17 protein-coding genes are annotated in these 24,694 nt (G+C 41.2%); 15 read left to right on the top strand and 2 right to left on the bottom strand.

Annotation, left to right across the window (positions count from 1 at the left end):
• Positions 1–23: 23 nt before the first annotated feature.
• From ACR64Q_RS19425 to ACR64Q_RS19355, 15 genes are all read left to right on the top strand, one after another.
• Entirely contained in the window at positions 24–1,445 is a 1,422-nt protein-coding gene (locus ACR64Q_RS19425) for an undecaprenyl-phosphate glucose phosphotransferase (protein ID WP_483823405.1), read from the top strand.
• A 974-nt stretch (positions 1,446–2,419) separates the two neighbouring features.
• On the top strand, positions 2,420–2,821 hold the full coding sequence (locus tag ACR64Q_RS19420) for a VanZ family protein (protein WP_445367273.1): 402 nt from the start codon (positions 2,420–2,422) through the stop codon (positions 2,819–2,821).
• Between the two features lie 219 nt (positions 2,822–3,040).
• On the top strand, positions 3,041–4,399 hold the full coding sequence (locus tag ACR64Q_RS19415) for an O-antigen ligase family protein (protein WP_445367272.1): 1,359 nt from the start codon (positions 3,041–3,043) through the stop codon (positions 4,397–4,399).
• Positions 4,389–5,885, top strand: a complete 1,497-nt coding sequence (locus tag ACR64Q_RS19410) for an oligosaccharide flippase family protein (protein WP_445367271.1) — start codon at positions 4,389–4,391, stop codon at positions 5,883–5,885. The genes ACR64Q_RS19415 and ACR64Q_RS19410 overlap by 11 nt, the downstream gene beginning before the upstream one ends.
• A 22-nt stretch (positions 5,886–5,907) precedes the next feature.
• Positions 5,908–7,137, top strand: a complete 1,230-nt coding sequence (locus ACR64Q_RS19405) for a glycosyltransferase family 4 protein (RefSeq protein ID WP_445367270.1) — start codon at positions 5,908–5,910, stop codon at positions 7,135–7,137.
• Between the two features lie 29 nt (positions 7,138–7,166).
• Positions 7,167–7,988 carry a beta-1,6-N-acetylglucosaminyltransferase gene (locus ACR64Q_RS19400; protein ID WP_445367269.1) on the top strand — a complete coding sequence of 274 codons (822 nt, stop codon included), beginning with the start codon at positions 7,167–7,169 and terminating at the stop codon, positions 7,986–7,988.
• 53 nt (positions 7,989–8,041) lie between these two features.
• The gene (locus ACR64Q_RS19395; RefSeq protein ID WP_445367268.1) at positions 8,042–8,809 is read left to right on the top strand and encodes a glycosyltransferase family 2 protein; all 768 of its coding nucleotides are present in this window, start codon (positions 8,042–8,044) and stop codon (positions 8,807–8,809) included.
• Positions 8,806–9,693 carry a glycosyltransferase family 2 protein gene (locus ACR64Q_RS19390; protein ID WP_445367267.1) on the top strand — a complete coding sequence of 296 codons (888 nt, stop codon included), beginning with the start codon at positions 8,806–8,808 and terminating at the stop codon, positions 9,691–9,693. The genes ACR64Q_RS19395 and ACR64Q_RS19390 overlap by 4 nt, the downstream gene beginning before the upstream one ends.
• An 83-nt stretch (positions 9,694–9,776) precedes the next feature.
• A complete protein-coding gene (locus ACR64Q_RS19385; RefSeq protein WP_483823404.1) occupies positions 9,777–10,673 on the top strand; it encodes a beta-1,6-N-acetylglucosaminyltransferase in 897 nt (298 codons plus the stop codon).
• Positions 10,674–10,851: 178 nt separating this feature from the next.
• Positions 10,852–11,922, top strand: coding sequence for an acyltransferase family protein (locus ACR64Q_RS19380; protein WP_445367265.1), 1,071 nt, complete (start codon positions 10,852–10,854; stop codon positions 11,920–11,922).
• Between the two features lie 163 nt (positions 11,923–12,085).
• Complete coding sequence (locus tag ACR64Q_RS19375) at positions 12,086–13,219, top strand: glycosyltransferase family 4 protein (RefSeq protein WP_483823403.1); 1,134 nt, start codon at positions 12,086–12,088, stop codon at positions 13,217–13,219.
• Positions 13,220–13,292: 73 nt separating this feature from the next.
• A complete protein-coding gene (locus ACR64Q_RS19370) occupies positions 13,293–13,997 on the top strand; it encodes a class I SAM-dependent methyltransferase (protein WP_483823402.1) in 705 nt (234 codons plus the stop codon).
• A gap of 83 nt (positions 13,998–14,080) precedes the next feature.
• Complete coding sequence (locus ACR64Q_RS19365; protein WP_483823401.1) at positions 14,081–15,187, top strand: acyltransferase family protein; 1,107 nt, start codon at positions 14,081–14,083, stop codon at positions 15,185–15,187.
• A gap of 645 nt (positions 15,188–15,832) precedes the next feature.
• Positions 15,833–17,041, top strand: coding sequence for a group II intron reverse transcriptase/maturase (gene ltrA, locus ACR64Q_RS19360; RefSeq protein WP_483823304.1), 1,209 nt, complete (start codon positions 15,833–15,835; stop codon positions 17,039–17,041).
• A 487-nt stretch (positions 17,042–17,528) separates the two neighbouring features.
• The gene (locus ACR64Q_RS19355; protein ID WP_445367261.1) at positions 17,529–18,689 is read left to right on the top strand and encodes a glycosyltransferase; all 1,161 of its coding nucleotides are present in this window, start codon (positions 17,529–17,531) and stop codon (positions 18,687–18,689) included.
• A 965-nt stretch (positions 18,690–19,654) separates the two neighbouring features.
• On the opposite strand, the gene ACR64Q_RS19350 is transcribed toward ACR64Q_RS19355, so the two are convergent.
• Positions 19,655–21,751, bottom strand: coding sequence for a right-handed parallel beta-helix repeat-containing protein (locus ACR64Q_RS19350; RefSeq protein ID WP_483823400.1), 2,097 nt, complete (start codon positions 21,749–21,751; stop codon positions 19,655–19,657).
• A 161-nt stretch (positions 21,752–21,912) separates the two neighbouring features.
• Complete coding sequence (locus ACR64Q_RS19345; RefSeq protein ID WP_445367258.1) at positions 21,913–24,021, bottom strand: right-handed parallel beta-helix repeat-containing protein; 2,109 nt, start codon at positions 24,019–24,021, stop codon at positions 21,913–21,915.
• Positions 24,022–24,694: the final 673 nt, after the last annotated feature.

Raw genomic sequence — 24,694 nt, 5'->3', positions numbered from 1 at the left:
TTAAGCTAACCAGTATATTTGATATGAATCAGTTTCGCCCAAAAGGATTTATCAGGCCGCTGCAGCCCGAATTGCAGAGCATTAAGCGGGCCATGGATACCGCGTTGATTTTTATCACGCTATACATCTCGCTACACATCTATGGCGAGCCGTTCGACCGTGAATACCTGGGTTTATTTATTGTCTGTACCGTGCTGTTCGGTATTTTTGCCGAGCATCAAGAGATCTATCACGGCTGGCGCGGTGACCCCCTATTTGATGATGCCGTGCGGATATTATTGTCGTGGATAGTGGCCTTTGCACTGATTGCCAGCAGTTTTTTCGTATTTGACCTTGGCTTTGAATATTCGCGGCAAGTCTTGGAACTGTGGCTGCCGCTGGCGCCGCTCAGCATCATCATGCTGCACTCGCTGCGCCGCTCGACATTGTCTTATTTGCGGATGCACGGCCTCAATACCCGCAACTACGCGATTTTGGGCGGTAATTCGCTAGGCAAACGCCTAAATGCCGCGCTGACTGAAATGCCTTGGCTGGGCTATAGCTTTGTTGGTTTTTTTGACGACCGCATCGAGAACAAACAGCGCAGGCAGGATGAAGACATGGTCGACGTCATCGTTGGCGACTTTAAAGAGCTACTGGAAAGAGCGCAGCGTGGAGAAATCGATCATATCTACATCACCTTGCCCTTGCGTGCGGAAAAGCGAATCAACCAATTGATTCGAGAGCTGGCCGATAGTACGGTGTCGGTCAACATAGTGCCCGACTTTTTTACCTTTAATCTGATGCAATCCAAACTCAGCAGCGTAAAAGGTATTCCGGTGGTCAGCGTCTTCGATACGCCTTTAAACTCGTCGCTGGACGGCGCGGCCAAACGGCTTGAAGATTTGTTGTTATGCGCGATCATTTTGCCGATTATCGCTATCCCGATGATGATCATCGCCATTGCGATCAAGCTTACCTCGCCGGGGCCGGTCATTTTTAAACAGATGCGTTATGGCGTGAAGGGTGAGCAGATTGAAGTTTGGAAATTTCGGTCGATGTCGGTGTGTGAAAATGGCGACAGCATCAAACAAGCCACCGCCAACGACAGCCGGGTGACGCCGCTAGGCAACTTTTTGCGGCGTACCTCGTTAGATGAATTGCCGCAGTTTCTAAACGTACTGAGCGGCACTATGTCCGTGGTCGGCCCAAGGCCCCATGCAGTGGCGCACAATGAATACTACCGCAAGCAGATCCAGGGCTACATGCTGCGGCACAAAATGAAACCCGGCATCACCGGTCTGGCGCAAATCAGCGGTTGCCGAGGCGAAACCGAAACCATCGACAAAATGGAAAGGCGGATTCATCACGACCTGGAATACATTCGCCAGTGGTCAGTCATTTTAGATTTAAAGATTGTGGTATTGACTGTTTTTAAAGGGTTTGTGGGGCAGCAGGCTTACTGACTAAAAGCTCCTCTCTTTTGAAAAAAGAAAGCTATTAAGTTTAGCCCCCTCTCCTTGCTTGGGGCGAGGGGAATTAAAAAGGAAGCTATGACTAAGTCCTTAGACAGGCTAATCACGAACAGTATTTTATTAATTCCGGTCGGGGTAGCCTGTCGAACCACCTGTACTCTGAGGGTCTGATCGGAACCAACTTGTTTAGAGCGTCCTAAGGCGAATTACTCGTTTTGATTCCCTAACCCCAATTTCCATTTTGTGCCCTTTGGGTATGTATGAAGGCAATGTAGTTAAGTTAAGAGTTGAATATGCTGTAGGGTCGAATTTATTCGCCCTTTGGCGCCCATAGCGAGAATAAATTGGCACCTACAAGTTTTAACTTAGCGGCATTTAGTATGAAGGGAGAAAAGGTTACTTTAATTTTTAAGCGGACCTTTTCATAAGCTTTAATTCGACTTTGTCAGATTTGGGGTATCACATTGCCGAAGGTCGTTATTCCGGCATGGATTGCCGGAACCTAGGCTTCATGGATGGTTAGAAGCCCGCCATTCATGGCACTGGACACCAGCTCTTGTGACCTTTTGGTGTCCCGGCGGATATGACGGACTCTGACCAAGTAGAATTAAGAGCGCCCAACAGAAATCGGTAGCTGGAGTGTGGGGGCCAAATAATGAACCAAGGACATCCAAGGCCAAGTTACGGCGCCGCAACACACGGACATGAACCATGCGATTAACGCAACTGCCGGCTATTCGGCAAATATCAAGAGAATGGCGCGAAAGTGAGGCTTTATCTGACATGATGATAAGGCACAAAAAATCGGTGTCCCTCTTACCTTGAAGGATTGGTTGTTCTTGAAAAATTACTTAATCAACAGCGCACGAAGCTTCCATAAGCCCGCGAAATGCTAACCTTCAATCTCCGGCATCTTGTGATATAAACAGATAGTGCAAAAATATTTACCCTAAAACAATGAATCGATGGTTAATTCTAAAGGAAATCGCAAGGTGGCAATACTATTTGTGTTATTGAGTATTGTTTGGATAGGAATCCTATTAATGGAATCATCACAGCCTCCTGCTAAAATTATGAGTGAGATTTTCGGGCTGGATAAAGTGGCTCACTTTGTTGCGTTTAGCGTGCTGGCGTTGCTAATTTGTGCTGCGGCTTTTGGTTTCAGTGGAAAGCCCTATATTCCGATACTATCAATGCCTTTGTTATTTACGATCTTGTTCGGCATAATTGAAGAAGGTTACCAGATGACGATTCCTGGTAGAACTGCAAGTTTGCTGGATCTTTTAATCGATATTTGTGGGGCTTTTTTTGCTATAGCCGTAGCTAATCGACTACTACTTTTGCATAAAACCAAGTCGCAGCAATGATGTCTGTAATAATTAGAAAGCTCTCAATTGTAGCAGTTAAAGGCATTGGTAAATTCGCTTTAAAGCTAAGAATGTTTAGTATAAAACTAGCTTGACGTGTTCCAGTGAAGCTTCAGAGTGTTGCTTAATTTTGCGTAGCTGTTTGGTAAAAATAGACTCGGCCGCTATGGATAAATCTATTAAAGATTATATTTTTACGATAGCGTCATATTATAAGTTATGAGAAAAATCCTTTCTTTTATTGTTACCTGTTATCTCGGAGTGCTTCTTTACTTTCAAAGCTCTACATGGGGGCTTGCAGCAGGTGTCGATGTAAGCAATATTTATGATAGAGGTACTGGTGTTCTTCCATTTTCACTTATAACAGCCGTATTATACTTTCTGTATTTATGTACTGCATTTCTAGGTTATCAGCAGCGTAATCCTTCTGTTTATTTTAATCTAAGGCCTTATTTTTTGGGGTTTGTTTTCTTATTTTTTGTATTTGTATTTTTTGGTGTTGTTATAGGCGAGCCTTATCAAAAAGTTATTACTACAAGAGGTTTGATTCCTGTTGTTAACATGTATTTGCTTATGTTGGTTTTATTAAAAATAATTTCTACGCCAAATAAACTTGAAAAGTTAACTGATTTGATTGTTTTTTGCGCGTTAACCAGGGGCATCTGGGGATTGATTCGATGGGCATTTTTAGGAGGTGACCCAGCTAATATCTATGCAACCTCTCAAAAAATTGCAGTCAGGCTTACATTTTTTGATATTAACGATAGCCTTATCGCAACGATAGGTGTTTTTTTGGCTGCGTGGTACTTGCTATATCAAAAGCCAGGCCTAACGGCATCTCGTAAATTGTTTTACTACCTAACTATTGGAATTGGGCTTGCTGTTGTTCTTTTATCGTACCGTCGTACTGCTTGGGGTGGATTAGTTTTGGCAGGATCTTGGCTTGTTTGGCTACAACCCCTTAGAAAGCGTCTGCAAGTAGGCCTAATAATCGGGCTAATTGGTACCTTAGCTCTGCCAGTCTTGATTGCGGAACGCTTTGCAAATCTCAAGGGTAGTGGAGGGCATGGAGGACTTCTGTACGACATCACCTCAAAAAAAGGTGATATAGCCACATCTGAAGGGCGGTTTTCTGAACTCAATCTAGCTTGGCACTATATTTCAGAAAGTCCCTTTACCGGCGTTATGCCTTGGGGTGGAATTGGACTAGGGGGTACCCATGATTTTGTGCATAGTGGTTTGGTACATTTGTGGTTAAAAGGTGGGATATTTGCGTTAGTGCTTTTCTGTTTAATCTTATGGAATTATGTTCTTTTTACTAGAAAAGTAAGGCGAGAGATTCCGGCGCAAGATCGAGGCTTGGCGGAAGCAGCATTCGCGGGACTGCTATTCAGTATGCCAAACATTTTATTTGGTACCCCTTTTATTGAATTCAGAACAACACAGTTATTGGGAGTATTGTTAATTTTGCCATATATAGTCTACGGAATTAAGGCGGTAATAGCGGAGCCTAAACGATCTCCTTTTGCTTTAAAGTCACCTTCGTCAATGACAAAATCCATGTCCAATGCAGCATAAATTTGCTCGAAACTCAATTTTCAACTTTATGGGGGCTGCTACGCCCGCTCTAGCAAACCTTATTGCTGTGCCTGTTCTTGTTAATAGCTTGGGAGATGCAAATTATGGTTTGCTATCGCTTGTTTTGGCGGTAGTAGGTTATTTTGGATTGTTGGACATAAGTGCCACTCAAGGCTCTACCCGGTTTATTGCTGAATATGATAGCCTTGGACAGCCAAGGCAAGCCAATGAGGTCATTAGTTTTGGCCTCATCATTTATTTGGTAATAGGGCTATGTGGCATGACTCTGATTTATTTTGGAGCTCCTCTGCTGATAAAAAATGTATTTGAAATACCTGCGGAAAATATAGACACTGCATTAGCTACACTTAAATTGGCAGCGGTGGCATTTCTTTTTTCGCAAGTGCAATCTTATTTAATCAGTGTGCCTCAAGCGATGCAGCGTTATGCGATATCGGCAACCACAGAGGCTATTTTTGGTTCTGCAGCCCCGATAATAAGTATGGGTGTTGCTCTTTTAACGGGTAGTATCGAAGACGTTGTCGCAGCACGCCTTGGACTAAGTGTAATTAACGTTGGCGTATTGTCAATTTGTATCCTAAGAATAAGACCTGATTTTAAAATTTCGAAAGCAGGCAAAAGCATTCGTAGACGTCTCCTGTCATTTAGTGCCTTTTCTTATTTAAGTACCATAACCGGAATTTCTTATGCTCAATCCGATCGCCTGATATTGGGCATACTGTTAGGGCTTGGGGAGATTACGTTATATACAGTACCAACAACTTTGGTCAACCGATTGTTCGGCATGACTTACCGTTTGGGGAGTGTAATTTATCCTGCGGCAAGCAAGCTCGCGGCTTTGGGAGATCGGGATGGTGTAAGGAGTGTTTATTTGCTGACATCTCGATATATGACCGCAATAAACAGCCTGTTAATTTTGATGCTTACTGTTTATGGCCAAGACTTGCTGAATTTATGGGTCGGACCACAATTTGTTGAGCAGGGCTACCCTGTGTTGGTGATAATCGCACTTGGAATATTCATCGATTCCATGACCAACTTGCCTTCATTAGTAAACAATGCTATTGGACATCCCAAGACAACCGGATTATTCGCAGTTGCTAGAGCGGTGTTTGGCATAGGAGCGCTTATTGTTGGAACTCAAAAAGGAGGTATTATTGGCACTGCTCTATCACATTTAGTTGCATCTGTTCTAGCAACTTCAGCATTTATGTTTTATGTGCATGGGCGTTCAGTACCTGCATCGTTATTTGAGCTGATCCGTAAGGCCTATATCCCGGTCTTGCTTGTCGCAGTTTTCACATTTTCTGCCGCCTGGTTCACCAAGCCCGTCTACCCAGCACATTTTTTTGATCTATTAATTCATGGGCTTTTGATATTAGCACTTTATATATTATCTGCAGTTTTTTTTATTCTAACACCTGAGCATAAACAAACTGTTTTCATTCGATTATCAATTCGATAAATGTATTTTTATTAATAAAGCGATGCGTATTTTACTTGTTAGTGAACATGTACCTCACCCCAGTATGGGGGGGTTGGCAAAACATGTGTTGACATTGGCCTCGGCCCTGATTAAAGCTGGACACCATGTTGATATTATTGGCAACAACGAATATCCACTTGGGGTTGTTGGTGATGAGGGACAATTTGGAGGTCAATTCTTTGCGGAATTATATGCACATACCGTTGGATGGAAAGAAAGTAAACTTGGCTTGTTCTTGCCACCCAAAAGAGGTTGGATAGCAAAAAAATTGGCGCAACGCATTATGAATTATGCCGCAGATTATGATGTCGTTCATTATCACGGACACTACCCCAATATTGCTAAATACATTCCCTTAAATATCAATTTTGTTCAAACACGCCATGATCAGGGCGGAGATTGTGTTAAGAACACCCGTTTTCGTAACGGCGCAATGTGTAATTTTCTCGATCCAGCAGACTGTGCAGGGTGTATTACAGCACGACCGAATGGTTTACAGCGCTTAATTTCTAAATTTGCTGTGCGCAATTATCGGCGTGATGTTGCGGAGGCTTTTCGGCGACATAAGACTATTTTTGTTTCGGATATGTTAAGGCGCAATTTTTCCAGAGTTGCGGGAAATGAGGATTGGGGAGTTGTATTGCATCATTTTATCGATCTCGACAAACTCAAAGCAATATCGAATGATAAATCAATACCGGCAGATAAAGGAAACCAGTCGATCAAATTATTCTTTGCTGGTACATTATATCCACACAAAGGAATAGATTCGTTCTTGCAAAAACTGGTACCTGTGATGCCAGAAAACATGTCTTTGATCATTGCTGGAACCAGCCCCATTGAAGCGGTATTTAGAGAGCAATTTGAAAGTGATCGAGTAATCTTCTTAGGTTGGTGCGATTACCCCACCGTGTTACAAAAGGCGGCTTTGTGCGATGCAATGATTGTTCCATCAATTTGGGAAGAGCCTTTTGGTGCAACTACATTAGAAGGGCTACTGCTGGGTAAGCCTACCTATGCGTTGGAAAGAGGTGGTACTCCAGAACTTAAAGTATACGAGAGGTATCCAGGGCAATTGCGCTTGCATAAGGATATAGATTCGCTAGTCAACTCGCTAATAGGTTTCAAGCCTAATAAAATTACTTGTTTTGAGTTAGATGAGCGTGGTGGTGTAGACCAAGCTATTCGCCACCTTTTGAGTATTTATCAGGCTCCATCCCATCCAATATAGTTCTGGCCTTTAATATACATAGTTAAAGCATGAATAAAATTTGTTTTTTGATATTAGCCCATACAAATCCTCGTCAACTGAAAAGATTGATAGATGCGCTTTCATTCGATCTCTTTGATATTTATGTGCACATTGATAAAAAATCAAATATAACCGAGTTTTTGCATCCTAAAGCTAATTTTATTGATGAAAGGGTTTCTGTATCCTGGGGTGGCTTTTCTATGGTACAGGCTACGCTTAATCTTGTTAGTTATGCATATGATGGCGGAAAATATCAATATTATTGTCTGTTGAGTGGTACGGATTATCCGATCAAGAGTAATAAAGATATATTTAATTATATAACTCAAGATGGCAATTTTGAATACCTTGATTTCTTTAAAAGTGATGATAGCAAATGGCACGATAGGTATAAGAAATACTATTATTATGAATGCTATCCTATAAAAAGAATTTTAGATGTTGGCGTTAGAAAGATACTCCCTGATAGAAGGTTTCCAGCCGGATACGCACCGCATTGGGGGTCAAGTTGGTGGACTTTAAGCAATTACGCAATTGAGTACATATTAAATGTGCTGAATAGCGACCCTAGCTTGGTAAGCTTTTTTAGATATTGTTCATCACCGGATGAAATGATGTTTCAAACAATTTTATGTAACTCCAGTTTCTTTGAAAAAATACAAAAAGAGTTTAGGTATCTTGATTGGTCCAAGGGGGGGAGTCACCCAAAAACATTGATTTATAGTGAGGATTTTGAATCATTGAAAGTCAGTGCCTCGCTGTTTGCGAGGAAATTTAATAATGGGGATGATGCTTTTTTGGATGCAATTGATTCGGAGTTGAGACAGTAGCTAACCGTCTTTTAGTTTTATTATCAATCTAATTAAATTTTTTAGGAATAAATATGTCCAACCCCTTTCCTAGTATCTCAATTATAACATGTACGTGGAATAGTATAGAGTATTTGCCGCAGTGTATTGACTCTATTCTTAGTCAAACTTATGCGCCTGTAGAAATTATATTTGTTGATGGTGGCTCAACTGATGGTACGCTGGAATTAATTAGTAAGGTTCCTGGGAATATAAAAGTCTTAAATAATATTCGCGGTGGTATTAGTCGTGCGATGAACGCTGGGATAGAAGTAGCTGCTGGCGATGTTATTGCGCATTTACATTCAGACGACTATTACCTAACGCCAAACGTGCTTAATGAAGTTGCACAGACATTCGTCGATACAGGTGTGGACTGGCTATTTGGTAGCCATATGAATGAAGTAAATGGAAAGCTTGAGCCATTAAATTACAAAATGCCAGTGTATTCTTATAAGCGCTTGGTTCAAGGTAATTTTATTTCTCATCCTGCAACTTTTATTAAGCGTACATTACTAGAAAAGTCGGGATTATTTGACACCAACTATCGCTATGCCATGGATTATGATTTGTGGCTAAGATTGGCTAAGCTCTCGGAGCCAATTCAATTGGATACCCCGTTTGCAGCATTCAGACGCCATACTGGAAGTTTATCGACAGCTAATCCGTTAGCGGGCTTGGAGGAGGGGTTTAAAATACGTATGAGCCAATCCGGAATTTCGACAATAGATTGGTTACTTCATCATGCGCGTCATATCGTAAGGAAACGTAGAATTCATAAACGGCTAAGAGCGGAATCATGAGTAAAGTATCTCTAGTCATGGGCACAATGGGCCGTGCGGAAGAACCGATAAGATTTATCGAAAGCTTATCTCGGCAGAGCGTACCTGCACTCGAGTTGTTGATCATTGATCAAAATGAGGATGAACGTCTTGCCCCTGTCGACACAAAGGCTACAGAGTTAAATATTCCAACGCATAGAATTAAAGAGTCAATTAAAAACTTGGCGCATGCTCGGAATATAGGTATTTATAAGTCCACAGGCGAAATTATTGGTTTTCCAGACGATGATTGTTGGTACGAACCTGAGGTAATAGAGTTGGTGGAGGAGTGTTTTACTAAAAATCCTAGTATTGATGCTATAAGTGGCTTATGGCTAGAGGCCCCTGCTCAAAACCTACCTGAGGGTATTATATTGCCAAAGGAGTTATTAGATTTTAAAGGTGCAAGAATCAACTCTAATACATTGTTTGTCAGGCGTAGAACGCTCCATGAGTTGGGAGGTTTTGATCCTAGGCTAGGAACCGGGCAGTGGTTTGGTGCGGGAGAGGAAACTGACTTTGTTTTTCGCTTAGCAATAAAAAATAAACAGATTTATTATTTTCCTGAAATCAAAATACATCATCCTTATTTCAATACTACGAAACAGCCTGCTCATAGGGTTAGATCATATTCTAGAGGTACTGGAGCCTTATATGCGAAGCTTAAATTGCCTACAAAAACTATATTGCGCGGATTTATAGCTCCTATAATTAAAAGTATTTTACCACCTTATTCAGCATCAAATACGCTTAGAGGGGTGCAGCAATCAATAGGTAGGTTCGAGGGATGGCTGGAATGGCGGAGAAAATATGGGAGCGGTATAAATTCATGGAGTAGTCATCTCGATAATAATTTGTTTGATTAAAGGTTGATGGTTTTAGTTTGAATTGTTTAATAAAATCTTGAAATTTTAAAAATTACTTAATGCCCGCCAGAAAATAAAATTTTATGAAGAAAATAGGATATTTAATAGCGGCTCATGCGGACCCCCAGCAGTTGAATAGGCTAGTTAACGCAATAGACTACAATTCCGACATCTATATCCATATAGATGCAAAATCAGATATACAGCAATTTAAGCAGGCGGTAACATCTAAAAGTGTAGTGTTTTTAGAAAATAGAGTCATAGTTTCCTGGGCTGGAATATCGCAAGTGGATGCGACATTGCGATTAATAAAAGTTGCGCTGAATAGTGGAAATGATTACAGCCATTTGGTTTTGTTGTCAGGTACCGATTACCCTATAAAAAAAATTGAATATATCAATGGTTTTTTTAATCAGAACTCTGGGCGGGAAATTATCCGTTTTATTGATATGCGAGAAAGCCCGCAACATTATATGAAGCAATTAAAATTTAAATGGTTTAAAGAGCCGTTTTATCGAGGATCTTATAAGGCAATGGTATTATTAGATAAGGTAATTCGTAGATTCGCCAACTCTTTAAGGCTGCAGAATAGTTGGGATGAGACACTTGTTCCATATTATGGCTCAAATTGGTGGGCTTTGACTCCTGAGTGCTGCAAATTTATATTGGAATACATAAACAATAACAGAACATATTATGAGATCAACAAATTTAGTTTTGCACCCGACGAGCACTTTTTTCATACCTTGGTTGGCAACTCTGTCTATGCGCTAAAGTCGGATGGGTTGCAAGCTTATGAAGGTAGAGGTACGTCAAAACTAGCTAATTTCCATATTATTCATCCATCATTAGCTAAATGGTATGACTTAGCCGATTGGGATGAAGTTGCCGCTTCAGATAAATTATTCGTCAGGAAAGTAAATTCTTCAAAAAGCAAAGAATTGCTAGATAGAATTGATAGGGAGCTATTAAATTTTTAAAGTTGTGATAAGCATTATTTTTGATTTATGCGCCAAGCTATATAGTAGTTTGCAGTTTTTTATGCGAATAAGTCGGTTGGTAGTTATCGCTTGCTAAGCTAAATATCTTAAGTTAACTGATAATAGTTATTTATTGCCTGCTATGTAGGATTGCCTTTGGGCTAAGATGGAGCGTTTTATGAAACAGATACAACATGCAAAATTAGACGCTATACAAATATTACGTGCTATAGCTGTATTGGCAGTAGTTTTTTGGCATTCTGACGCAGTAATATTTTCGGTTAAAGACCGTTTGGATTTTACAAATTTTGAATTTCCGGGAGTTAGTCTTTTTTTTGCTATCAGTGGATTTATTATTTGTTATATTGGATTAGCCGACGGGATGACCGTCAAAAAATTCATCATGCGCAGGGTTGTTCGCATTGTACCTATTTACTGGGTGTTTACCATTGCGATAATTTTATTGTTTGTTATAAAGCCTAGCTCTGCAATTGCTAAGCAATCGAGTGATCTAAATACGGTAATACAGTCTTTTTTAATACTCCCGCAAGCTGGATTTCCAGTCCTTGGGGTGGGGTGGACGCTTGAGCATGAGATTATATTTTATGGTCTTTTTGCAATCATGTTGTCCCTGCGTCTCCAACAGAAAATATTTTGGCTGATCGGTGCGTTGGGCTTAGTTGGTATGTGGTGCCGATGGAATGGGCCAATTGAGTTTTGGGATTATCATGTTTTTTCACTACTTCATTTTCAGTTCTTAATAGGAATATTTGTATATCAATACAAGCTACTATGGAGAGCGAAGACGGTCTTTTTACCTATTATACTATTGATTGTGGCGGTAGCTTTATTATCACTTACCAAATGGTATAAATTTGTTTTTCCGGAGGGTGTTGGGTCAATTTATATAGCTGGGGATATTTCATCATTTGTTGATATTTTTGGAACAGCTATTTCATGCGGGATGTTGTTAGTTGCTGCTTTGCAACTTGAAGGGCTTGGATATTTCACGTCATACCTTTCCAAGTTTCTTATTAAAGTGGGTGACGCCTCGTTTACAATTTATTTGTCACATCAATTATTTTTTGTAGGTTTCAGGCAAATCTTAAGTCGTTATCCAGATATGCCATGGTTTGCTGCCGAAGGAGTTAGGATAACAACTGTTTTGACGGTGATTATAGGTGCTATTTGGTTCTATGATCACTTTGAAAAGCCCTTGCTAAGAGCATTGCAGAAAAGAGTTGCCTAGGACTATCTATTAGGTGCGATTGATAATGAAAAATACTGGATTATTTATTCGAATATGCTGTTCATGTATTTATATGGCGATATAAATAAAACTTTTGTATTTCAATTATATTTGCAAGAAATTAATGTTGGCCAAAATTGTAAAAATGGCTTAGTGGAAGAATATGAAAATAGTTATTTTCCAGCCCATGCTGAAACAGTACCGTGTGCCATTATTTGAGATGATGGGAGGGCTTTTAGAAAAACAAGGGCATCAACTGCGGGTGGTTTGTGGCTATCCACCGCCTAACGAGTTAAGTAAAGGTGATAATGTTATTTCAAGTACTGGTTATTGTATTGTTGAGAAAAGCATTTGGCTTCTCGATGGAAAAGTACATTTTTTACGCAATGCGATTTCGCATGTTTTTTGGGCTGATCTGGTCGTTACTGAGCAAGCCAATAAACATGTGCATAATTATATATTAATGATTTTTCGAATGGCCGGGTTTAAGCCATTTGCTTATTGGGGGCATGGCAAGAATAGACAAGGCTACCGGCATAGTTTTCGAGAAAAATTCAAAAGGAAACTTTCGCTGCAATGTAGTTGGTGGTTTGCGTATACGCAAGGTGTGGCTGACTACATAGTTAGTTTGGGGTATCCGAGTTCAAGAATAACTGTACTTAATAATAGCATTGATACTTCTGAGTTTAAACGACTTCTCAGTAAACAAACTCCAGATAACGTGGCCGAATTTAAACGACAGGAAGGGATTGATTCAGATGCCAGAATTGGGCTTTTTTGCGGAAGTCTGTATTCTGAGAAGAAGATTGATTTTTTACTGGAAACGGCTCTGAGTATACACAAGAAGAATTCGAAGTTTGTGCTGTTGATAGTGGGTAATGGCAAAGATCAAAAAATGGTTGAGGATTTTGCCAAACAGCATCTATTTATTAAATATCTGGGGGCCTTGTTTGGTGAGAAAAAAGCCTTGGCATTTAAGTCGGCAGAGTTGTTTCTATGTCCTGGATTAGTTGGCTTGGCTATTTTGGACGCTTTTACTGCCGCTTTACCATTGTTTACTAGTGATATTCAAAATCATAGTCCTGAAATCGAATATCTAAAACAAGGATTAAATGGGGTGATGACTGCGCCGATTCAAGAAGAATACGCTCAGGCCATTGTTGACGTTTTAGACAAACCAAGTGAACTAGAAAAATTACAAAATAATGCTTTGGCAAGTGGTAATATGTTTTCTATAGAAAACATGGCGCAGAATTTTGTGGAAGGTATACTAAATTATTTTAATTCAGGTTATTAATATTCTAATTAATAAGGTTGAGTACGTTTGACCGGAACTATTTTATTTAAATAAATTACATAGGTTGGCGATTGTGAAGGCTAGTAATAAATATGACCAGTTTTATGCATCAGATTTAGCCAAGGAACAGCTCAAAATAAACTCATATGGGGGTTGGCCGAGAAACAGAGCCGAGGCAATTGTTGCTGTCAAGGGTGCTGGAACCAGAGTTCTGGATATAGGTTGTGGTAATGGTTATTTAATTTATCAATTTAAAGACTCTTATGCGCAGTTAATCGGTCTGGAGTTTTCAGCGCATCGTTTGCGGCAAGCAAAAATCAATTTACAGGATTTAAACTTTTTAGGGTTGCAGGGAAGTGCTGAGGATATGAGTAGTATAGATTCGGGAAGTATAGACAGGATTGTTTCCGCAGATACCATTGAGCATATTCCCGATGTCTATGCGGCCTGCGCTGAAATGTTTAGAGTTCTTAGGCCGGGGGGCGATCTGATTATAAATACACCGAATATTGCATTTATTAAAAAAAGAGTTTTATTGATGTTAGGCCGTTTTCCCTCTACGTCACAGCCTAACGAAGGGGTTGGTGATGACATACTCTTCGATGGTGGGCATTTGCACTATTTTACTTATAGATCGCTTCGAATAATATTAGAGCGAGTGGGATTTGAAATGGTTAATAAAATAGGCTATGGAAGGTTCGGTAAAATACATAATATATATCCATCGTTATTAAGTGAAGGAGTTCAGTGGGTTGTCAGGAAGCCACAGAGAATTTGATTGTGTTATATGATAAATGGGTGTCTTAAATATCATTTAGACTAGTTTCTGGCAATGATCGAATATTAAAGTTTTGATTAATTATGATAACAAAACATAAAGAAAGTCCTTCGGCATCCATAAAACCTCGTGAGATTTATCTTGATTTTGTTAGAGGTATTGCCATCTTACTTGCTATGGGATGGCATTTTAACGGTTCTGATACAAGCATTCTGGTTTTAGATTTTTTGTTGATACCTGGGCGGATGCTTGGGTGGGCGGGTGTTGATTTATTTTTTGTGCTCAGTGGTTTTCTTATAGGTGGGCTAATATTTGGTGAATATAAAAAAACCGGTGGCTTTAAAGTAGGTCGTTTTTTAATAAGGCGAGTCTTTAAAATATGGCCTATTTTATATTTGTATTTATTTCTATTGATAGTTTCTGGTCGGTATCAGTGGGAAGTCTTTCTATGGCAAAACCTTCTGCATATCCAAAACTATTTCTTGACGCCACTTTCTCATCTTTGGAGTTTGGCGGTAGAGGAGCATTTCTATTTAGTCTTCGCTATTGGCCTTGTGTTACTAAAAAGGTCAAAAAACACAGACATCAAGGTATTAGAAATAATCTTGCCTATTGTTCTGGTGGCTGCATTTTTATTTAGAATATTTGCTTATTTTTATTCGGTAGATTTGCATCATATTCAGATTCAGACACAATTCAGGATTGATGCCCTAGCTTCTGGTGTCTGTTTGGCTTATCTGAAGACTTTTTATCAAGATAAATTTCAAGATATTGCGAGTAAAAAGAAGCTTATATTGATTTTATTTGCTTTTTTAGTAGCTATGCTTATTTCTTTTCAAGAATATAAGTTTTTTAAAGCGACCATTGGATACTCCGCAAGTTATTTGGCTGGAGCGCTACTGCTATTATGCTGTTATGGCAATGAAATTATTACAGCTCGAAACTTTGTGGTTCGATGGGTTGCATGGATTGGAGTGTATTCATATGCTATGTATGTTTATCAGTTTGTTATGATGAGACTGGTAGAGGCTTTTTTCAAAAAATATCACATAACGTATGAGTCAGTGGTGTTTGATTTATTTGTAAGATATGTTGGTACAATTGTCTTGGCTGTTATGCTCACAAAAATAATAGAACACCCATTTTTAGCTTTGCGCGAGAAGATATTTCCTTCGTATTCTTCTAGGTAGTAAATATGCTTTTTTTTGCCTAGCCTACGCTGAAAATCTTGGAGTGTGCCACAGGCACACAAACTGAGGCTGTAAGGAAATAGCGATCAGATGTGTATAAGCTCATTGGAAGATGATGGTAGGCCCATCAAAGTCTGTTGTCGGAAACTGGCTTTAAACCACCTCAAGCTGCTTGTATTAAGAGTGCAGGTAGTGAGCGTTGAGGAAAAGCTAATTCATAATTAGTAGGTAGGGTACAGAGAGACGAGTTAAACCGAACCTATGTTGACGCGTCGTTATTCAGAGATTTGACATCAAAACCAGGGGCGTCCAAGACTCTTGGGATTAGCCTGTAAGCGAATCCGAAGGCTGTGCAGGCGGTGTCCGGCGTATAGTGGGCGTGACTCTGTACTGGGCTTTCAATGGGAACTGTGGGAACCAGTCATCATGATGCTAAGGGAGAAATGCAAATAACTCAATTTATGAGCATGAGAGTACCGATGCGTGATACTGGGGCGGAGTTGCCCGTAGTAGCGAGGAAACGTTTGTAATGAACGTGGAGCGAAGGGGCAACATCAGGCAGCCTTTGTTGATGTCACAACTGTCTAATGGCAGGAGGATGATGTGAGCGGGGCAAAGCCATTTGTCATCTCAAAAGGACAAGTCATGCGCGCATTTGAATTGGTGAAAGCCAATGCCGGTGCCGCTGGCGTTGATAAGCAATCGTTAGCAGATTTTGAAAGAAATCTGAAAGCCAATCTTTACAAGCTATGGAACCGGCTATCGTCTGGCAGTTACTTCCCGCCGCCTGTGAAAGCGGTAGCCATACCAAAGAAAGCGGGCGGCGAACGGATTTTGGGCATACCCACCGTGAGTGATCGTATTGCTCAAATGGTCGTCAAGCTGGAGTTTGAACCCCAGGTTGAGCCGCACTTTTTGCCTGACTCGTACGGATACAGGCCGAATAAGTCAGCATTGGATGCGGTGGGCGTCACGCGAGAACGTTGTTGGCGTTACGACTGGGTGCTTGAATTTGACATCAAGGGGTTGTTCGACAATATACCGCACAATTTATTGCTTAAAGCGGTCTATCAACATACGGATACACCCTGGGTGAGGTTATATATTGAACGTTGGTTGACGGCGCCGATGCAGATGCCAAATGGAGAGTTGATCAGTCGGGGAAAAGGCACGCCACAAGGTGGGGTTGTCAGTCCCGTGCTCAGTAATCTGTTTCTGCACTATGTATTCGACAAATGGCTGCAAACTCATTACCCGAATACAGTCTGGTGCCGTTATGCCGATGATGGTCTGGTGCACTGCTGTAGCGAGGCGGAAGCCCAACGTATGCTGGAAGTATTGAAACAACGCTTTCAGTCCTGTGGACTTGAACTTCATCCGGTGAAAACCAAGATCGTTTACTGTAAAGATGGTAGTCGCAAAGGGCAATATGAGCATACATCCTTTGATTTTCTCGGATATACGTTTAGACGGCGACTTTGTAGGAATCGTAAGAGAAACAGCGTGTTTGTAAACTTTACGCCCGCAGTGAGTAAAGCGGCGCTGAAGTCAATGCGGCAAAAGATTAGAACGTTACGGGTGCGAACACGTACCGAGTTGAGTTTGGGAGAGATCGCTAAATGGTTGAATCCCATCATCAATGGGTGGCTAGCCTATTATGGTTGTTATACCCGCTCAGCGTTGTACGGACTGTGTCGCCACGTGAATATGACTCTGGTGAGGTGGGCGAGGCGTAAGTTCAAGCCGCTTCGCCAGCACAAGATCAAGGCTATGATGTTTCTGGCGAAGATTGCTGATCAATATCCAAACTTGTTCGCTCATTGGCGAGCGGGAATGATAGGTGCGTTTGCCTGATGGGAGCGGTATGAATCGAGAGGTTCACGTACCGTTCTGCGAGAGGCTGCGGGGGAAGTGCCTGCGGTCTACTCAACAACGGCGCGTTAGCGAAGTAAAGATTTTTAGTCCCCGATAGCCGTAGCGCCGGGCGGGTTTTCGCAGCGAAGCGGAGAAAACCTGCAAGGCATCGCGACACGGCGTTAAGTCATGCGAGAGCCGATGTTTCGACCCCTTGTTGGGTCGGAACGAGGTGACGCGGACGAATCGGGGCGCCGAAGGCATAAGCGGTCGCGTAATTTTTGCCGATTTTTTCCAGCAGGATGCCCGAAAAAATCTTTCGGCAAAAATAGCGACTCCCCGGTGTTTTTCTATATTGTGATTTATTGCTTATTTCTGATATGTACTACTTTTTTAGGATGGAATATGAATCAGCTATATATGAGGTTCGAAACTTAAGCTTTCTTTGTTATATCTAGCTATTATTTGAAGTACATTGGGTAATGTAATGAAAGTCTTGTTTGCACATAATCGCTATCAACAAGCAGGTGGGGAAGATGGCGTCGTTAATGCCGAAATCAAGTTGCTTACAGAACACGGTAATGATGTTGAATTATGGTGTGTCGATAATAAAGATATTCTAAAAGGGAGCGTCGGTAAAATTAAAACTGCTCTAGCAACCCGTTACTCTTCAAATAGTCGAGCAGTTGCTTCCGAGAAGCTCAGAAGTTTTAAGCCTGATGTTGTACACGTACATAATTTTTTCCCACAAATCAGCCCTTCTATTTACGATGCCTGTCTGGATGAAGGAGTGCCGGTGGTCCAGACATTGCACAATTATCGGTTGATATGTCCTGGGGCTATGCTGATGCGGGATGGTATGGTCTGCGAGCAGTGCATTACAGGTTCGCCTTATCACGCTGTCTTATATGGTTGTTATCGCGATTCCAAATTAGGCAGTTTGGTAGTTGCACATATGGTCGCTGAACTTCGCCGAAAGGACACTTGGCGGCATAAGGTCAACCGCTTTATAGCCTTGACCGATTTCGCCAAGAGCAAGTTTGTTCAGGCTGGATTCCCGGCGGACAAAATTTCGGTTAAATCTAATTTTCTGGAAGATCCTCTAAAGGGCGCGCCTTGCGCTGATCGGGAAGGAGCCGGGTTTGGGTTGTTTGTCGGTCGTATTAGCGCTGAAAAGGGAATCAAAACCATGCTACACGCCTGGTCAAACTTAGGGGGTATAGCCTTGCTGAAAGTTGCAGGCTCTGGACCACTTGAAGGTTTACTACAAAATACAGCTAATATCGCTGCATTAGGGATACAAAATGCCGTAGAGGTTAGTGATTTGATGCGGAAGGCAAGCTTTCTGATTTTGCCTTCCGTATGGTACGAAGGATTCCCGCTTGTACTAGTGGAAGCGTTCGCTCATGGCTTGCCGGTGTTGGCATCAAGATTAGGCAGTATGGCCGATATTATTCAAGATGGGGAAACCGGTTTGTTATTTAATCCCGGCGATGCAAATGATTTGGCCATTAAAGCCAGATGGTTGCTGGAAAATCCCCAGCATACGCAAAAACTCGGTGAAAATGCCAGAAGAGCGTTTCTTGAAAAATATACAGCGGAGCGAAATTATGCGGAACTTATGGCAATTTACGAATCCGCTAAATAATTAATATTATTCTGGCCGTTCACTTTAAAGTCCTTTGGCTACGGAGTCGGTGGAAAAGAAGGCGCCTTGACTTAGCGGCCCTGGAAGAAAAGTTTATTATTTAAGGGGGGCTCTATAAATAAAACAAATTCCTTCTTCCTCCGTACCCGTAGGGCATAAAGGAGGAGGTTGGGGGATGAGGGTGTTAAAATCAATTATTTACATCCCTCACCCTAGCTCTCTCCGGGTGGGAGAGGGAATTTTTAGGGGTTTCCTAAAAACATCCCGCTTCGACGCATGGTAAGCGGCTCCGATTTAAACTGTATTTTCATGTAAGCGCCTTTTACCTCTGCTGCATAAAGCGCTAAATAGTAATCCTCCAAAAGCGCTACCAAATAATGTAAAGCCGCCAGGGAGCGGTATTACACTGCTAGTACTGCGGGTCCACGTGCCTGGGTTGTTAGAGACAATAGCCTCGTAGCCTCCCAGTGACGATGTCCCGTCCAGCGAGTTTGTCGAACTTATAGCATCGTATAATGAAAGTCCATATTGATTGCCATGCGCGCGCGAGCTATTTGCCGCCCAATTTCCACTGATATTGCCGCTACTATCGGTATCGAATGATATGTTTGAGGACGTGTAAATCCAAAAATTTGGCTCCAGATTAGGGTTGTTGGAAAGGTTTTGGTAACCATTGCTAAAGTAAAAGTCGTTTATTGTTTTCGAATTATAGCTGTCGAGAACTATATGGCTGTTTTCGAATATTATACTGCTGTCGACCGTAAACCATATTGATACACGAAATACTGGAAAGCCTGAAGAAATATTAGTAAACGGATTTCCGACGTAACTATATCTTATCAACTCAGCATCGGCAGGAGAACTTAGACTGGTACTTAAAACTATTGCAACAGCTGGTGTAAGATTGCGATTAAGTTTAAACATTCTGCGGCTAGTATCGCTATTAATTAAATGGCCTGATTTTCTCAGTGGGGATAAATTAGGCCTATATCTGCGGGTATGTTTTGAAACCCGATTTTTTCGGCGGGAGATTGGGGGCAGAATGAAACCTGATTGCCGGCTATCGTGACACATGGGTCAGCATAATTACTTCCGTGTTCCACCCCGGCGTCAAGCCATTCTTGCCAGGAGGCGTTGCTACGTTTTGCTAAGCCGTCCAGCACATTAAAGTCGAGCTTAAATTGGCCATTGGTACTCCATACTAAACTATTAGCCAAGATGTTACTTTGTTTGGGCATGAAGTAGCGTAAGGATGAGCCTCCTGGATTGCTGGTAACAATAATATTGCGTTGCAAACTGTTGCCTTCGGGCCAGGTTTCATTGAACATAGGCTCGCTTAGTTTCGGGTATTTAGTCCGCCAAATTGCACTTTGGTACGGCACTTGTAATAGTCCTTTTTTATTTTCCGACCAAGAATAGCCTGGCCAGCGATTGTCAATCCACAATGCATTACTGTCGGTGAGAATAACATTGTTTTCTATAATATTGTCTCGCCCGCCACCCAGTTGGATCGCCATAGAACCAGCCTTGTTGAAGATGTTACCGATTATGCTGAAGCCACTCACTGCATCGTCAAGATATACTCCACGAGCACCGTCAGGTTTGGCATACACAACTTTGTTATTAGCAATATCGACACTTTTTAGGCCATAGCCTAGCAAATCGTGAATACTGTTATAACGGATAACATTTCCATGAAAGGTCCAGTTTCGGCCGGAATAAATTGCTCCGCAATCGGATGCTTGTTCGCAGACATGCTGTACTTCATTTTTCTCAATTAAATGGTCATTCCCATTTATTAATATGCCTGCTCCAGGGCTATGCTCAATAAGATTATGCGTAATGTGTGTGCCCACCCCAGATACTTCGATCCCGGGTGTATAGGTCATGAGTATTACACCGAAATTATAAATGTGGTTGTTGTGGACAATATTGTTGGCCGGCACCAATGTAGCTCTATCTCCACCGCTAATTAAGACTCCCGCTTCGCCGGTATCGTTTATTTGGCTGTTTGAAATATTGATATGGTCGCAATTTTTTACTTCTATTGCTGTTCCGCCTATATGACTAATTTCAATTCCATCAAATAAGATATGGCTGGCCTTGTCTATATTAATTGCCGTCTCAGTGCTGTGTCTAAATACTAAGTTATTGAAACTTATATAGTTTGCTCCATTTATGGATAAGATGTTTTTCAGTTGCGAGACAATGGCTTTATTTGGTTTTGAGCTGTCGTGTGGAATAAATAATATTTTATTATTTGTTTGGTCGTAAAACCATTCGCCTGGCGCGTCTAGCTCTGATTGAATATTTTGCAGGTAGAATCTTCGTCCGCTAGTTAGCGGATATTTTGTATTGCTGGAAAGGCTAATATTATTTTGGCCTTGATCTAACATAGCTATTCCTATATATTCATCGAACCAGTCATTTCCCGCCATTATGTGTATTTGTGCATGATTTGTCTCGTTACCCAATGTCGGTAAGTTTTCCATGCTGCTGAACTTAGTGTTTTCATTAATAGGTAGTTTAATATGAGCCCAATCCGTATTTGGCCAGCGAGCGAGATGCATGGATTGTTGGTCCACAAATAGCTGAAATCCTGGAATATTGCCTTTTTTTCGGTATGTATTGGGATATTTAATGCCATCCAGTTTTAGTGTCGAAGTAGGGCAGTCCCAAATTTTATTATTTCCTTTTTTGCAGTTTTGTAGAGTAGTACCCCCACTAATTAACACTGGACCGTTTTCAGCTTGCCAACGGATTTTACGGTCAGTAAAGCCCGAATCTCTAAGGTCAAACTCTAACGGTTTTTGTAACGTGTAGTCGCCGGTTTGAATATGAACAGTAACCGGTTCTCTGAATAACCCATCTTTTTTTAAGTCCCGGATAGCTTGTTGCGCGCGGCTAAAGGTCAGAAAAGGACCTGATGCTTCCGAATGAGAAAGTTCGGGGGATAAGCCATTTGCCTGATCGCTACCCGCAGGATCAATGTAAAAATCCTGGCTCATCGCTGTTGTAGAGAAGCAAAGCAAGGCAATTTTTGAAAAATTATTGCATAACATATTAATTTTAAATAATAATTAATAAATTTTAATGGATAATATTAAATTATTTCGTTGTTGATTATTTCGAAATAATAAATATATTTATTTGTGGAGAGGTAATTATAGTCCAGCCGAAATAGGTTGGTATCAATCGGCTGGATTATAGGGCGTGTACTTTACTATTTGATAAGTCCAATATCAGTTGGCAAGGTTTGGAAGCTTATTTTAGAGATTGGGGAGTTTGAACAAGTTAAGCTGATTTTGCCCCCAGATATTCTTAGGCACGGATCTGCAAAAAAACTGTTTTGTTCTACTTTTTTGTCAACCCATTCGCTCCATAGGTTTTTGGGCGGCTCATTTGATACTAAATCCAGAAACTTGTAATCAACTCTAATATTGGTAGTTGCATTCCAAACTATATTATTTCCTATAATGCTGGTTTCCCTAGGCAATATATAGCGAAATGCATTGCCACGTGGTTCGGTAGAAATTATTATATTTCGCTGAATTTTAGTACCTTCGGGCCAAGTGTCATTCGTCATGGGTGTGCCCAGCTCAGGGTATTTTTTCAGCCAAAGACTGCTGGTTATGGGCATGCTCTTTAATGTGCTTCTCAAGTAATCCCAATTGAAGCCGGGAAATCGCTGGTCCAACCATATTGCCCGGTCATTGGTTTTGATAATATTGTTTTCTATGCGATTGTCACGTCCGCCACCGATCTGAATTGAAAAAGTGCCTATATTGTCCAATATATTGCCGAATACGAGAAAACCACTAACGGCATCGTCGAGATAAATGCCGCGAGCGCCTATGGGTTTATATAATATAGTCCCTTTGGTGCTATATAAGGTAGTGTCAAGCTCATAGCCATAAAAATCATGAATATAATTATAACGAATAATATTGCCGCGATAAGTCCAGTCTCTTCCTGAATAGATTGCGCCACAATCACCGGATTGTTGACAAATCTGCGATATTTCGTTTTTCTCAATTACATGATCATTTCCATAAAGTGTGATGGCTTTGCCGTTGCCATTTTCAATAAGATTGTGAGTGACTATTGATGCAACACCTTCAGTCTCTATTGCAGGGGAGTAATTGAATAAAATGTTGTCATAGTGGTGGATATGGTTGTTTTCGACGATATTTCCAGACGCCGTCAGTGTTGGTCTATCCCCTCCAGAAAATAAAATACCACCTTGGCCGGTGTCGTGGATGTGACTATTTGAAGTGGTTATATTAGTGCTATTTAGAACACGTACCGCTTTACCACCAATATTGTTTAATTCCAAATTGTCTAGTACTAAGGAATCGCCCCCGTCGATTTTGATTGCATCTCCCGCACTATATCTAAGAACTAGGTTATTAATGTCAATGTGGCTAGCATCTTTGATAGTAATTAGATTCTTAGCCGAAGAAATTAAAATATTGGTTGGAATTATGCCTTTAGGGGGTATCAATAATAATCTGTTATTGGTCTTGTCGTAATACCATTCTTCTGGGGCATCAAGTGCCGATTCGATATTTTGTAAATAAAAACGTCTGCCGCCATCAAGCGGATAGAAAGTTTTATCCGACACAGTGATTCGATTGTTAGCTAGATCGATTGCGGATGCGCCTAGATATTGGTCAAAAATATCATTGCCTGGAAAAATATGAACTTGGGCGTCGCTTACATCACCTGAAAATGATGGCATTTTTTCAAATACACTAAATTGAGTGTATTTATCGAGGGGGGTTTTTATATGAGCCCAGTCAGAATTTGGCCATCGGGCCATATGCATGCGGCGTTCATCGACAAAAACATCTAGCGCTGGTGTGTTGCCTAAAATACGACCATTTGTCTCGCCTTCGATATTAGCTACGGTATCGGCGCTTAGAACGCAACTTAAAATTTGGTTAGAATTGATACTTCCGTATTTTTGGCAATTTTTAATTGTAAGGCCGCCAGAAATAGTGCTAATACCATTTTCCCCTTGCCAGATAATTTCCTGGCCAGGTAAGCCTGAGTCTCTTTCGTCGAATTCCAGCGCAGACTGAAGTTGGTAAGTTCCCTTGCCGACATGGACCGTAATCGCTTCATTAAATTTCCCAGTTGCTTTTAATTGCCGAATTGCGTTTCTTGCACGGGTTAGGGTTTTGAAAGGGCCGGTTTTGGTCCAGAAATTGACGCTGGGGGACAGGCCATTCAGGCTGTCGCTGCCCGAGGGTGATACGTAGAAATCCTTTGCCGCCGCTGCCGAGCAGAACGCCGCTAAGGTTAGGGTAATGACAAGTTTAATAAACATAGTTTTCTCCTTTTATTAACTCATGCTCCAATAGCCTGACAGACCACGGAATACAGTCAGCTAATTCAGTTAATATTTGAGGGGTAGTGTTCCGGTCCTTGGTTACGAAGATACTTTGGAATTGTTTCAGAATTGGGTCAACTGCGGGCTAGTCCATTCAGTCTGCATCGCCAACACGGAATCAATACTAGCAGCTCTTTTCAATAACGAAATACGTAACCTCACGAATACCGCTTTTTCAACCGCAGTCAGGGTGTAATAAATTTTGACGAGCCAAATTGGTGCGCTGGGCTAGCATCTGAACTAAAGCGCACCGTTCTGACATGCTGTTGAAATGTGTTGGTAACAGCCTATCTCGATTGCATGTGTCGATAATGGCTTTTTATGTGCCCATCCAAGCTTATATCGGCAGCCTCTAAAAATCCCTTTTCCTACTTAACCGCAGGGCATAAAGGAGAGGGTGAGGGATGAACATATTTCATATTTAATTCCCTCATCCCAACCTTCTCCCGATGGAAGAAGGAGCTTTTTTAATTTTTAAAGGTTCCCTATAACTATGTGCCACCAATGAGTACATTCGTCAGGTTTGGCGAGAGTGACGTTGTTGATGCGTGCATCAAGCTAACTGTTCTAGCCTTGCCTGGTGTGTCGAATTATAAGCGGATGATATTGG

This window comes from Methylomonas sp. 2F7, from assembly GCF_057126975.1.
This window is presented reverse-complemented; position numbering and strand designations above follow the sequence as displayed.

What these genes read in the sequence shown, in the direction of transcription:
- ACR64Q_RS19425 (WP_483823405.1), top strand. Translation starts at nt 24, where the DNA reads ATGAATCAGTTTCGCCCAAAAGGATTTATCAGGCCGCTGCAGCCCGAA.
- ACR64Q_RS19420 (WP_445367273.1), top strand. Translation starts at nt 2,420, where the DNA reads ATGGTTAATTCTAAAGGAAATCGCAAGGTGGCAATACTATTTGTGTTA.
- ACR64Q_RS19415 (WP_445367272.1), top strand. Translation starts at nt 3,041, where the DNA reads ATGAGAAAAATCCTTTCTTTTATTGTTACCTGTTATCTCGGAGTGCTT.
- ACR64Q_RS19410 (WP_445367271.1), top strand. Translation starts at nt 4,389, where the DNA reads ATGCAGCATAAATTTGCTCGAAACTCAATTTTCAACTTTATGGGGGCT.
- ACR64Q_RS19405 (WP_445367270.1), top strand. Translation starts at nt 5,908, where the DNA reads ATGCGTATTTTACTTGTTAGTGAACATGTACCTCACCCCAGTATGGGG.
- ACR64Q_RS19400 (WP_445367269.1), top strand. Translation starts at nt 7,167, where the DNA reads ATGAATAAAATTTGTTTTTTGATATTAGCCCATACAAATCCTCGTCAA.
- ACR64Q_RS19395 (WP_445367268.1), top strand. Translation starts at nt 8,042, where the DNA reads ATGTCCAACCCCTTTCCTAGTATCTCAATTATAACATGTACGTGGAAT.
- ACR64Q_RS19390 (WP_445367267.1), top strand. Translation starts at nt 8,806, where the DNA reads ATGAGTAAAGTATCTCTAGTCATGGGCACAATGGGCCGTGCGGAAGAA.
- ACR64Q_RS19385 (WP_483823404.1), top strand. Translation starts at nt 9,777, where the DNA reads ATGAAGAAAATAGGATATTTAATAGCGGCTCATGCGGACCCCCAGCAG.
- ACR64Q_RS19380 (WP_445367265.1), top strand. Translation starts at nt 10,852, where the DNA reads ATGAAACAGATACAACATGCAAAATTAGACGCTATACAAATATTACGT.
- ACR64Q_RS19375 (WP_483823403.1), top strand. Translation starts at nt 12,086, where the DNA reads ATGAAAATAGTTATTTTCCAGCCCATGCTGAAACAGTACCGTGTGCCA.
- ACR64Q_RS19365 (WP_483823401.1), top strand. Translation starts at nt 14,081, where the DNA reads ATGATAACAAAACATAAAGAAAGTCCTTCGGCATCCATAAAACCTCGT.
- ltrA (WP_483823304.1), top strand. Translation starts at nt 15,833, where the DNA reads ATGCGCGCATTTGAATTGGTGAAAGCCAATGCCGGTGCCGCTGGCGTT.
- ACR64Q_RS19355 (WP_445367261.1), top strand. Translation starts at nt 17,529, where the DNA reads ATGAAAGTCTTGTTTGCACATAATCGCTATCAACAAGCAGGTGGGGAA.
- ACR64Q_RS19350 (WP_483823400.1), bottom strand. Translation starts at nt 21,751, where the DNA reads ATGTTATGCAATAATTTTTCAAAAATTGCCTTGCTTTGCTTCTCTACA.
- ACR64Q_RS19345 (WP_445367258.1), bottom strand. Translation starts at nt 24,021, where the DNA reads ATGTTTATTAAACTTGTCATTACCCTAACCTTAGCGGCGTTCTGCTCG.